This window comes from Methylobacterium sp. D54C, assembly GCF_053345595.1.
In genome coordinates this window covers 1-12,171 of record NZ_JBKFAK010000051.1, presented here as the reverse complement: position 1 = coordinate 12,171, position 12,171 = coordinate 1, and the positions used below count along the sequence as shown (strand labels likewise).

At 63.4% G+C, this 12,171-nt stretch carries 10 protein-coding genes; 3 read left to right on the top strand and 7 right to left on the bottom strand.

Translation table 11 applies throughout. From position 1 onward, the window contains the following. Positions 1-104: 104 nt before the first annotated feature. The 4 genes from ACLBYB_RS31700 to ACLBYB_RS31685 form a co-directional block, all read right to left on the bottom strand. Complete coding sequence (locus ACLBYB_RS31700; RefSeq protein WP_447701232.1) at positions 105-347, bottom strand: response regulator; 243 nt, start codon at positions 345-347, stop codon at positions 105-107. Positions 348-399: 52 nt separating this feature from the next. Beyond that, positions 400-3,126 (bottom strand): PAS domain S-box protein, encoded by a 2,727-nt coding sequence (locus ACLBYB_RS31695; protein ID WP_447701231.1) that lies wholly within the window; start codon positions 3,124-3,126, stop codon positions 400-402. A gap of 800 nt (positions 3,127-3,926) precedes the next feature. Further along, positions 3,927-4,814 (bottom strand): Brp/Blh family beta-carotene 15,15'-dioxygenase, encoded by an 888-nt coding sequence (locus ACLBYB_RS31690; protein ID WP_447701230.1) that lies wholly within the window; start codon positions 4,812-4,814, stop codon positions 3,927-3,929. A 65-nt stretch (positions 4,815-4,879) separates the two neighbouring features. Further along, positions 4,880-5,632: a bacteriorhodopsin gene (locus ACLBYB_RS31685; RefSeq protein ID WP_447701229.1), complete on the bottom strand. Its 753-nt coding sequence runs from the start codon at positions 5,630-5,632 to the stop codon at positions 4,880-4,882. A gap of 395 nt (positions 5,633-6,027) precedes the next feature. Between ACLBYB_RS31685 and ACLBYB_RS31680 the strand changes: the two genes are divergently transcribed. Both ACLBYB_RS31680 and ACLBYB_RS31675 read left to right on the top strand, forming a co-directional pair. Continuing rightward, the gene (locus ACLBYB_RS31680) at positions 6,028-6,777 is read left to right on the top strand and encodes a flavin reductase family protein (RefSeq protein WP_447701228.1); all 750 of its coding nucleotides are present in this window, start codon (positions 6,028-6,030) and stop codon (positions 6,775-6,777) included. A gap of 94 nt (positions 6,778-6,871) precedes the next feature. Continuing rightward, entirely contained in the window at positions 6,872-7,306 is a 435-nt protein-coding gene (locus ACLBYB_RS31675; protein ID WP_447701227.1) for a tautomerase family protein, read from the top strand. 264 nt (positions 7,307-7,570) lie between these two features. Here the strand turns inward: ACLBYB_RS31675 and ACLBYB_RS31670 are convergent, their stop codons facing one another. From ACLBYB_RS31670 to ACLBYB_RS31660, 3 genes are all read right to left on the bottom strand, one after another. Continuing rightward, entirely contained in the window at positions 7,571-9,052 is a 1,482-nt protein-coding gene (locus ACLBYB_RS31670) for a methyl-accepting chemotaxis protein (protein ID WP_447701226.1), read from the bottom strand. A 245-nt stretch (positions 9,053-9,297) separates the two neighbouring features. Continuing rightward, positions 9,298-10,308, bottom strand: a complete 1,011-nt coding sequence (locus ACLBYB_RS31665; RefSeq protein ID WP_447701225.1) for an HD-GYP domain-containing protein — start codon at positions 10,306-10,308, stop codon at positions 9,298-9,300. Positions 10,309-10,401: 93 nt separating this feature from the next. Next, complete coding sequence (locus ACLBYB_RS31660) at positions 10,402-10,779, bottom strand: MucR family transcriptional regulator (RefSeq protein WP_447701224.1); 378 nt, start codon at positions 10,777-10,779, stop codon at positions 10,402-10,404. Between the two features lie 278 nt (positions 10,780-11,057). Between ACLBYB_RS31660 and ACLBYB_RS31655 the strand changes: the two genes are divergently transcribed. Then, on the top strand, positions 11,058-12,014 hold the full coding sequence (locus ACLBYB_RS31655; protein WP_447701223.1) for a helix-turn-helix domain-containing protein: 957 nt from the start codon (positions 11,058-11,060) through the stop codon (positions 12,012-12,014). Positions 12,015-12,171: the final 157 nt, after the last annotated feature.

Here is a 12,171-nt window from a genome sequence, read left to right as displayed (position 1 = left end):
GCGTCGCAGCGGCCTCCTGCAAAAGGCGGCTGCGGTCCCCCAACCCACACCCGTCTAGGCGTGGGAAATTAGCATGGGGGTCAGATCCTCATGACGCGAAGAGGTCAGTTCCGGATGTCGCTTGATAGGGCGAAGCCGTCATGCTCGCCTGGCATCTGCACATCGGTGAATAGTAGCGTCACGCAGGCGTGGTGCTGTTCGAGCACGATGAGGGCCTTGTCACCGGACGCGGCCTCGAACGTCGTGAACCCCGCCTCCTCCAGGATATCGACCGCGTCCATGCGGATCATGCTGTCGTCATCGACAACGAGGGCATAGGGCGGAGCATTTGAGGGAAAGGGGGTCATCCCCCCTCAATGTCCGGCCGGTGCGAAAGGTCCGGTCGGATCGAGGCGGCGTTCAGCCGCCGGCCATGAGATCCGCGACCGAGGTCGTCAACGTGCAGACCACGCCCTCGGGGGGATACCGAATGTCGACGGCACCGCCGGCAAGCCCGCGCTGGATCAGGCGTGAGCCAAACCCCCGGCGGCGCGGTGGCGTCACGGGCGGGCCGCCATGCTCGGTCCAGACTAGCTTGAATTCGGCGTCAGCCTTCGCGCCGCACACCGTCCAGACGAGATCGACGTAGCCCTGAGGCTTGGCGAGAGCGCCGTACTTGGTCGCGTTGGTCGCTAGTTCGTGCAGCATCAGGCTGAGTGCCAGGGCGGCCGACGGGCCGATGTGCAAATCCGGCCCTGACGGTCGGAAGCGGCCCTCCCGATCCTGATGTAAGGATAGGGCTCCCTCGATTATGGCGGCGATCGGTGCACTGTCGCTGCGCCCGCTCAGAAGGATGTCATGCGACTTGCCGAGCGCGATCAGGCGGGCGGCGAGCGCTTCGCGAGCCTCTTCGATGTCCTCGGCATTGCGCAAAGTTTGCGAGGCGATCGACTGCACCAGGGTGAGGGTGTTCTTCAGTCGGTGACTGAGTTCCTGGTTGAGGACGTGCTGCTGCTCCTCGGCCTCAATACGGGCGATCGCCGCGCGGGTGCGATCGGCGACGTTGCGCACGAAGGCGATTTCCTCATCGAGCCAGACGTGGGGTGTCGCGTGCAGAGCGTAGAATAGTGAGACGAACCGTCCGCGTTCCATCACCGGCAGATTGAGGATGGCAGCGACATCGATCTCGGCGAGGTTGGCCGCGTCGGCGACCGTGCGTAGATCCCCTTTCGTGTCCGGGATGACCACATCGTACCCGGCCTTCAACTCCTCGATATACGACCCATAATCGCGAAAATGGTGCAGCCCGGCGATGCTCCGCAGACCGGCGGCCGACCATTCCTGTGTGACGACGATCGTCTCCTGCTCAAGGTTGACCTGTCCGTATCCCGCATGGCTGAGCCCGAGCGTCCGGCCCATGACTTCGGCCGCGAGCTTGGCAACGACAGCCTTGTCGCTCTCATCGCGCAAGCGGTCGCCGAGTTTGGCGATCGCCGCCCGGCGCGCATCGGCGCTCCGGCGCGCCGTGATGTCGAGGAACAGGCAGCTGAACCGCTCCTCGTGCTCGTAGTTGGCGCGAACCTCGAAGGTACGCTTCAAAGTCGGCACGGTGATCTCGAACAGGGTCGGTTTGCCCGTGTCGATGACGCCAGCGTAAGTGTCGATCACCCACTGATCGATGTCGGGCACGAGGTCCCGGATCGTCCAACCGATGCTGTCGGCCGGCAGTCCGGATTGCCGGGCGAAGGCCGAGTTAATCTCTAAGAACCGGTAGTCGATCGCGCGCCCGTCTTCATCACGGATCAGCTCGCCGAGGAAGAAGCCCTCCTGCATGCCGTCGAACAGGCCGCGCCAGCGCGCCTCGCTGCGGGCGAGATCGCCCTCGGCCGTCTTCTGAGCAGTGATGTCACGGGAGACGGACAGGATCTTCTCGGGCCGCCCGTCGGGGCCGAAGATCGGCGTGACCTGGACGTCCCACCACTTCGGGGTGCCGCGATAGGTGTCGGCCGCTCCCTGGAAGTGCCCGACGCGACCATCCTTGGCTGCAGCCAGGGCCGCCTTGGCATCCCCGTGCCCGTCGCCTTGCCAGAAGTCGGGCCACGGGCAGCCCTTCACGTCATTGAAATCGCTGACTTCCATCACCTTCATGCCGCCTTCGCTCATGAAGGTCAGGCCGCCGTCGAGGTCGAGGACCTTGATGCAGTCGGCCGAGGACGCCAGTACGCCGCGCATGAACTCGGCGTCGGCCTGATGCTTGGTGGCGGTCTCCCGCTGCTCGGTGCGGTCGCTAAACGCCTTGACGAAACCCTGGTGCGTCCCGTCGATCCCGCGCAGCGAGGTCATGTCGCCGACCGCATAGAACCGACTGCCGTCCTTGCGCAGGTGCCAGCGCACGTCCTCGGCATGGCCGTCTCGCAGGACGTCCGCCATCTCCCGCTGTGCGCGGCCGTTGGCTCGGTCCTCAGGTGTAAAAATCCGCTCGACGGTCTCGCCGCGCATCTCCTCCGCCGACCAGCCCAGGATGCGAGTGGCTCCGACGTTCCAGTCGGTCACTCGACCCTGGGGATCCGTGACGACGATGGCCATCTCGCTGGCGCTGTCGAAGATGGCACGCTGACGCGCCTCGCTCTCGGCCAAGCGCCGCCGGTTGCGGTGGGCTTCGGTGACGTCGATCTGGCTGCCGAAGCGATAGCGTAGCTGTCCCTTGCCGTCGAAGACGGGACCGATGAACAGAGCGTTGACGAACGGCGTACCGTCTCGCCGGTGGTTGGTAATCTCAACGGTGAGATCACGGTTGTCGCGCAGCGCCGCGCGAATCTCATCGATGCGCTCGACCTCGGTATCTGGTCCCTGAAGGAAGCGGCAGTTGCGCCCGACGACCTCGTCGATGCTGTAGCCGGTCAGGTCGAGGAAGGCGCGGTTGGTGAAAACGATCGGGTCGTCGGCCTGGTTGGGATTCGTGAGGATCATCGGCAAGCCGGTCTTATCGACGGCGGAAAACAGCACGTCGTCGGTGGCCAAAGATGAATGACGTCGCGGTTCGGCCGGGGCTGAGCAGGGTGTTCTCGGCTTGGCGAGTTCTGCCCGCAGGCGCAGAACCTCTGCCTCAAGCTCCTCGCGCGGGAGGCGGTGCAAATCGTCATTCATCGAGAAGTGCGCTTGCCCCCAGGCAACCAACGTCGTCCGCGGGGACGCTGATAGCGAAGCACCAGCGCCTCGTCACTGCGGCTTCCCGATCAGCGCCTTACGGGTGTTTGCTATCAGGCATCAAAGCCAATGAACGGCTGACGGCTGGCCGCTTACGGGATCTGTGGATGATTGATCGGGCGTCTGGGTTGGGTCGGATGCGGAACGGCGGCTCGGGGTCGTTTAGTGACGGCCTGCTCTCGGAGGACAACGCGTTAGACCGGGCGTCGTCCGTCCACCTCCGGCCCTCATAGGTTTCTCGGAGTGCCCGCTGCCGGGGCCGACCGTGCAACAGTCTACATTTCACTGCGTTGGCCTACATCGTCGGCATCCAAACCCGTAGGCGCTGACGGCTGAGAGAGACGAGCGCTCCCGCTTACAAATCTGGAGGGAAGCCATGCCCTTCGTCGTTACGGGCATCGATCCGTCCGGCCTACGTTCGGCGACCCGCGTGTCACCTGCAAGTGCGATCGTACTCGCGATGGGGTGGGACAGAGACGGTATTCAAGACGTCCAGATCGAACCGCCCGGCCTGGAACCGCGGTGCTTTAAGGTTTTTCGAGTGCAGCATTTCGGCCCTTCACCATCCGCTTCGGTGCGTCGGCACATGACCGCTTCCGGGAACCTCTGACCACCGTCCGCACGTCAGAGTTGGGTCGGAAGCGGGAGGGCTGCTTAGGGTGGAAAGCAAAAGGTCAGCTTGGAGTCTCGCCTTGGCGTAAACCGACATGAACCTCGAAGCATCGCGCTCACCGCGGCGGCTAATCGTCTGAACGGCTTTGATGCCGCGCTGCGATGTGGTCGAGGAGAATGTGCGGGACGGTAAGGGCCGACAACATCTGGAGCGTTACAGTCAGAAGATTGGCCGACACGTCAGATGAGCCAGAGGCGTAGAGCGGCCAGAGGCCAGCGCCCAGTAGGAGGGTCAGGGCGAAGATCGGCAGCGACGTGCGGACGGCCCGCTGTATCGTATCAACGCCAGGAGCCTTGATCGGGTCTCGCACCAGAGCGAGCATGTGCCTGGGCGCATGAAGGCCGACGAAGTACAGGGTGAAAGCTGTTAGGGGTGGTAGCGCCATGAAGGTCGCAGCCAAGCCCATGATCTCACCGAGCACGTTCCACCGTGCTTGGCGCGTCAGAAGCCAAGCCACTGTCAAGGCAAGCCAGAGCCACGCTGCGGCTGACCACCAAGTGGGAAGCTGCGGCATCGGCATACGCGTAACGACCGAGAAGATCTGCGCCGTTTCCTCCGGGCGTAGCAGCGCTGGCAGTGCGATCGGTAGGCCCCCGCGCACAAGCGCCTCGATCGGTCTGCCCGGGCCCGCGTCCTCCTCGCCGAAATGCAGAACCGATACAGCCAGGAACCCCGCCAGGGTTGCAAGAGGCAGGACCTGCCAAGCCACGAGAACCAGCGCGGAGAGACCGAGATACGGGATGGCAAAGACCCCGAACCATGCACGCCCGTATCGGGGACGCAGCAGCGGCGCCGCCACCGCGCCGTCCAGGGCACCGTGGGGAACCCCAAGAACGATCACCGCGATTAGGGCCACGAGCCAGGAGACTTCACGCGGCAGAAAGGTAGAGGCGACCAGCCCGAGCACAGCCAGCACGCTGGCGCCTTTCAGCAGCCGAAGCCACAGTGAAGGCATGCGGTGGCGGCTCGCGCCGGCGGCATCCCCGAGGAGGGAGAAAGACGACGGAGCCGCCATCTGCTTCAGGCCGCCCGGCGCAGCGGTGTGGCAGCGACAGATCCATCCTTCAGGTCGCGATCGACGGCGCGCGTCGTCTCCATGGTCGCCATGATCCCGTAGACGACCTTGGCGGTCAGATCGAGGATGGCGATCACGGCCAGGGCCGCAGTCGGCGATAGGATGCCGAGGCCGTCCTGACCGACAAGCAGCACTATCGGGTAGGCCGACCACACTGCCGTGAGGAACACGGCATTACGCACGAAGGCTTTGCGCACATCGGCGCGCTCAGAGGCGTTCTCCTCACGCAATTGCACGAAGATCCCGTAGAACACGGCGAGAAACGCGCCGCAGGAGATGGCGAACCACGTCCACTTGACCGCGGCGACGTCGGACAGGCCAAAGGCCAGGGCCGTTACGATCATGATCAGGTCAGAGCCGATCAGCCCCCAGACAACAGCCGGCCGGCGCATGCCAGAGTGCATCGCCGTGCGCGAGAGCCCGACGAGCAGCAGAGGCGTAGTGAACGTCCAGTCGATGTAGCGCGCGAAGTAGAACTGGCGCGCAGCCTCTGCAGCGTCGGGGCCGGCGGGGAGGATGAGACTTCCCTGTCCCGTGGCCATAGCGAAGTAGGAACAGGCTGCGATGATCGGCACGATCCCGTGAATGATCCCATCGGCCTCTTCGGCGGGTGTCCGCCGCTTTGCCATGAACAGGATCGCGGCAGCTCCTGCCGCCATGCCTGCGAAGCCGAGCCACAGCCAGAATTGAGGCGTCATCGATGTCTCATTGGGATAGGGAGAAAGAGCCGCGCACGAACGTGGCGGCACCCTGCCCAAGAGGCTTGGAACGAGATTGTTGCGTAGGGTGATTGTCGCAGTTGCGCCAAATCTGAGCCGCTGCCTTTGCCAAAGGCTTGGCAGCGTTTTTTCCGCTTAGGGAAGTCGCGGGTTCGTGATCCGACAGCTTACAGCCGAGGCGCATCGGACGTCCGCTTCCGGGTGGGCGAACGGGCTCCGAGTACGACCGCTATGGGTCGATTAGAGCCTGCCTGCCTTCGAGCAGCATGCGCATCGATGCGGCGCGCGGAAGACGGATTGCGGCGCAAGAAGCGGGAAGCGTCGCCGGCCGGGCGGTCACATACGTGGTTCGTTGCCAAGCCACGGAGCCTCTCGTGACAGATCCCCACGTCACAATCGAACCGTCGATCCTGTATCTCGGAACCCCGGTCGTCCTCATCAGCACACAGAATGCGGACGGCACCGCCAACCTCGCCCCGATGTCGTCCGCATGGTGGCTCGGCTGGCGGTGCATGCTGGGTCTCCAGACCGCATCCCAGACGCCGCAGAACATGATCCGCACGGGGCAGTGCGTCCTGAATCTGCCATCACCGAATCAGGCCGGCGCGGTGAACAGGCTGGCGCGCCTGACCGGCACCGAGACGATACCCGAACTGAAGCGGCGGCTGGGCTACGCGTATGAGCCGTCCAAGTTCGAGGTGGCCGGCCTGACACCCATCGCCTCGCAGACCGTGGCCGCGCCGCGTGCGTTGGAGTGCCCGATCCAACTGGAGGCCGTCGTCTCCGCCCAGCACGGGATCATGGACGACGATCCTCAGGTCGCGGGCCTGCTCTCCGCGTTCGAAGTGCGCATCACCCGTGTCCACGTGCATCCGAGCCTGCTCATGGACGGGCACGAGAACCGCATCGACCCTGCCAAGTGGCAACCGTTGATCATGAACTTCCAGAAGCTCTACGGCGTCTCCAGCACCGAGATCGTGCCGTCGCGGCTCGCGGAGATCGAGGAGAAGGCCTACCGCATGCCCGACGTGGATCGAGCTCGCAACGGCGCGCTCGAACCAAGCGGGTGGCGTCACACCGCCCGGGACGGTTACGACCCGAACGAGGATCTCAGGCTCGGTTAGCTTCGAAACCCACTGCGCCGCTGACTGCCCGTACGGGGGCACGGCAACCCGAAGGTCGCGTTTATCCTACGCTTCACGGACGAGGGAGACCCTGATGCCCACTTACGCTTTCACGACGATGAGGCACCTGTCGTCCGAACAGCGTGGCAAGCTCGTCGAGAGCGTCACGACGATCCATCAGGTTGAGGCGACCGCACCCCGCTACTTCGTGCAGGTCGTGTTCTACACCGTGGAGCCCGGCTCGATGTACATCGGCGGCGAAGCGGCGCCGGACGACCATGTGTGGGTACGCGCCGACATCCGGGCTGGGCGCACCCGCGAACAGAAGGCCGCGATCCTTCAACGGATCATGCGGGAGACCGGCGAGATCCTAGACACCTCACCCGAGAACGTGTGGGTGTACGTCTCCGACATCCCGGCCGAGGGTGTCGTGGAGTTCGGCCATGTCCTACCCCAGCCGGGAGGCGAGGAAGAGTGGCTCGCCTCGCTACCGGGCTCGCTGCGCGAGAAGCTGATAGCGGCCTCCTGACCGGGCCAATGCGCCCGATCCACTTGGAGGCCCTTAGCTCACGGTTTCTTTTCCTCGTTGGTTGTCCCGATTCGAACAACAAACCGGCCGCAGCCCCCGGATATGAAGATGCTGCTGGCCGACGCATGTCCGCTCAGGGGAAACGCCTGTAGCGGTCCGTGTGACTGTTATGGGTCGCCACCAGAAGGGCAACTCGGGTTGGTTTCGCGACGGTCTGCAATCGGCCTGTTAAACAGACGACGCAGACACGCCGGGATCAATTGCCTAAGCCACCATGGCTCGCGATGCCTCGCGCACAAGCCGCGTCGATGCATTGATCTCCTGCGTCGAGCCGGCGATTAAGCTGACGTTGCGACTGATCTCCCCCACGGCCTGCGTCATGGCCTGCATATTGGCCGACATCTCCTGGGCGACGGCAGCCTGCTGCTCGACGGCCGTTGAGATGGCTGAGGAAATTTCGTTGACCTCGCCAATCGTCTGCCCGATGCCGGAGATGGCAGTGGCGGCTTGGTTCGCCGCGGCCTGGGTCTGCACAATCTGGCTCGTGATGCTCTCGGTCGCCTTGGCGGTCTGAGTTGCGAGAGACTTCACCTCGGCGGCCACCACCGCGAAGCCCTTGCCGGCCTCGCCGGCTCTGGCGGCCTCAATGGTCGCGTTGAGTGCTAGGAGGTTCGTCTGCCCGGCGATCGTCTTGATCATCTCGACCACCTCGCCGATGCGCTGTGCGGTGGAGGCTAGTCCGGCGACCACGGTCGAGGTGGCGACCGCCTGCTCAACCGCCCGGCCTGTGACCTGCAGCGCGCGGTTCACCTGCGCGCTGATCTCGCCAACAGATGCAGCTAGCTCCTCCGATCCGGCGGCCACGCTTTGGGTGTTGCCGGAGGCCTCCTCGGCGGCGCTCGCCGCACCGACCGCCTGCTGCGAGGCCTGAGAGAGGGCGAGGGCGATACCGTCCAAGTCGCGGTCGACACCCCGGTGCAGTTCGGCCCGCCGCAATCGCTCGGCGACGGACGCAGTGATGTCGGTGGCGAACTTCACCACCTTCACGAGGCGGCCTGCGGCGTCGCGAACCGGATTGTAGGTGGCCTGGATCCAGGCCTCTCGGCCACCCTTGCCGATGCGCTTGTACTCGGCCTGCTGGTATTCGCCGCGCCTCAGCGTCTCCCAGAACGTCCGATAGGCCGCGCCATCGCGCTCCGTCGCATCGACGAATATCGCGTGGTGCTTACCCTTCACCTCGTCGAGACCGTAGCCGACCATCGCGAGGAAATTGGCGTTGGCGGTGATGACCGTTCCGTCGAGGTCGAACTCGATGATGCCCTGCGACCGATCGAGGGCATTCAGCTTGCCCTCGAAGTCGGCGTTGCGCAGCGTCTGCAAGGTGACGTCGGTGGCGCATTTGAACACGCCGTAGGGCTTACCGTTACGCCCGATGAGTGGGCTGTAGCTTCCCTGGATCCAGACCTCGCGACCGCCTTTTCCAATTCGCTTGTACTCGGCGACCTGATGCTCGCCCCGGTGCAACGCTGCCCAGAACTCCTTATAGGTTGGGCTTTCGCGCTCTGCTGGATCGACGAAGAGCGAATGATGCTTCCCCTGTATCTCATCGAGGTCATAGCCGAGGAGCGATAGGAAGTTCGGATTGGCCGTTATCACCTTGCCGTCGAGGTCGAATTCGATCAGAGAATGCGCGTCGTTCAGCGCATTTAGCTTGATCTGACTATCGGAGCGGGTAAACAATGTCATGATCTATAACCGTTCGTAAGATTTCTAGATCAATTGGGACATCAACTAGTTAATTTACATTTAATGATTTTCCTTTGACTGACAAATTAGAGCCAAAAATTGCGTTATGACAGTCCAAAGGTACTAATTTTTTGCCGGGCTTGCTTCATGACGATCTCCACGCCGACTGCCTAGTTCGGCAATTAAGAGCGGCACGATGACCCGACCTAACTGCTTTTCCCGATCGTCGCTCCTGGATTTGGGTGCTACTCAGCTTCGGCGCGACAGGGCTTCGGTCGACCGAGTGGCAGTTTGACCATCGACAGCGAAGCCGCCAATGCCTCGACCAGGGCCGTCTCGAGGCGGTCCGGCGTCATACGCCTCAGGATCGCGATCGCCTCGACCTGCGTCATGGCCGGGCGATAAGGACGGTGCTCGATTAGAGCGGCATAGATGTCACAGACGGTCAGGAGCCGGACCGGATCGGAGATCGATGCGCCGCTCAATCCATCCGGGTAGCCCGAGCCGTCCAGCATCTCGTGATGGTGGCGCGTGACCGCCAGCGCGAGCGCGTCCGTCATCCCCGCGGCGATCAACATCTCATGCCCGAGAGCGGCGTGCGTCCGCATCACCTTCAACTCATCGGCGTCGAGGGCGCCCGGCTTCTGCAGGATGGCCAGCGGGATCTTCGCCTTGCCGACGTCGTGCACCAGGGCCCCGCGGACGAGCGACGTCCGATCATCGATCGACAGGCCAAGATGCAGCGCGAAGTGAGCCGCGAGCCCGGCCACCAAAAGGCAGTGCCGGACGGTCATGTCGTCATGCGCTCGGACGAGTTCCAGCCACGGACGAAGACCCCCCTCCTTCACGGCGTGGAGAACCGGGTCGATCTCGTCGTCAATCGCCGCGAGGTCGACACGCCTGTGTCGAGCGGCCTCGAACATGTCCGTGAACATCGAGTCTGCCCGGTCGAAGCTGTGCTCGACCAAGAGGTCGGTCATGGCCTTGCCAGGCGCGATCTGACGGAACAGGCCCGTCACGAGTGCGCGCGGCACGGTCTGCGGTGGAAAGCACGCGGTCGCGCCGAGCCGTTCAGCCTGCCTGAGTTCCTCGCCGCGCAGCGTCTGCATTACGAAGACCATCGGCAATGGGCGCCCGCCGAGTCGGTCGGAGAGCTTGCCGAGGCAGCGCCTCGCCTCGACGTGCCTCAATGAGACGTCTGCGATCACGCCACGGACTCGATCGAGATCGGCCCAGTCGTCGGCGAGGCCGGCCACCCGGCAATGCGTGACGGGTCGAGCTGCATCCGCGAGGGCACGGCCGCGATCCGGTCTATCAGTCAGCATGACAACGCTGCGAAACGGCATCGCTCAGGCCGCCTTGATCCCGGTTTGGATTTCTCTCGCGATACGAGACCGAAGCTTGGTGTAGCCGGGCGACACCATTGGGTAGTCGCTCGGCAGGCCATACCGGTTCCTGTAGTCGCTAGGCGTCATCCCATAAGCCGTCAGATGGCGCTTCAGGGATTTGTACGCCTTGCCGTCAATGAAGCTGACGAGACGGTCGTGCCTGATGGAGGCTGCGATCGCAGATCTGGTCGGCAGGTCCGGAGCAGGGGCTCGAGCGGTGCTGCTCTGCAGTGCCGACAGCGCCTCATGGATCTGCCTGATCGCTTGCGGCAGATCCGCGGGCGGCACGGCATTGCGCGAGACGTAGGCGGCCAGAAGCGCAGCGGTCTGCTCCACCATGAAGGTAGAATTTGCATCAGATGAACTATTGTATGGTTTTATACCGTACTTTAGTGCATTCATTACCGGGCTCACAAAATCGTGCAATTAGTTTATGTGGCTTGGCCTTGCCTTTGCCGCCGGATAAGACGGTGGGCTTGGTCAATACAACTGCAAGTAAGCGGGGTTTCGGCCCAGCGAACTGATCTTTGTATATCCGGCGCGCTTCCGACGGATTTGACCAGGAGCGCAAAAAGTTATGTCTGGGCGCTTAGAAATTTCAGGAACACAGCTCTGAAATGCGGACGCTGTTAACGACCTCTCAGGTTCATCTGAGGGACAGCTTTGAGTTTTGGCAGAACGCGATCTTCGAACGGATCGTGCCTGTCGAACTGCAAAAAGTCGGCGAGAAGCCGTTCGAGGGACGGCTTGAGGGTGCGGATTTCGGTCCGCTTTCGATGACGCGCGTCACGCAGAGCGCAATCCGCACCGAGGCGACGCCGGGAACGATCCGACGGCACGACAAGTTCGAGACGGTCTCCGTAGTCGTGATGCTCTCCGGTACCCTGGCCTGTGCGCAAGGAGGACGCGAGTCGATGCAGCGCCCCGGCGAGTTCGTGGTGCTGGATCGCAAGCCGACCGTCATGCTGACCAAGGAGCACAGCCGCTCGCTGGTCTTGGAGGTCCCGCGCGAGCGCCTGGAGCGGATGCTGGGCCCCGTCGCACTGTACGCAGGGCTAACGGTCGGCGCCGAGCAGGCGACCACGTCCCTCGTCACGAACTTCGTCGACGAGTTGACTCGGATCCAGGGGCGGCTGAGCCTGGATCTCGCCGACCGCTTGTCCTCGATCGGGATCGACCTGCTCGTGGCCAGCCTATCCGAGCGCATAGCTCGAGAGCCGCCGAGGCCATTGGCGGGCACGCTCCTGACTCGGCGGGCTAAGGCCTATGTCGAGGCGCACCTAGGCGATCCGACCCTCGACGCGCCGCAGCTCGCAATCGCCATGGGAGTCTCGCTCAGGCGGTTGCAGCAACTATTTAAAGAGAACGGCGAGAACATTGCCGAGTGGATCTGGCAGCGACGGCTCGAGTTGGCTGCCTCACGGTTGTCTGACCCCGGTGCCATCGGCCTCTCACTCGGAGCGCTGGCATACACCTGTGGCTTTATCAGCCAGTCGCACTTCTCCCGGCGCTTCAAGGATCGCTATGGCATGCCACCAAGCGAATACCGGGCCAGCGCGATTAAAATGCGATAGGAACGGCACTCGGGCGGATGTGGTGCCAATGTCCTGTGTGGATGGCTCCCGCATTGCAAGTGGCGAATTGAGCTTCTGACGGGTTGGTCGGGTGCAGTCTTGTGTCCGGCCTGTCGATGCAGTCGTTCATGTGACCGCTGGCCCTGATGGTATCCGT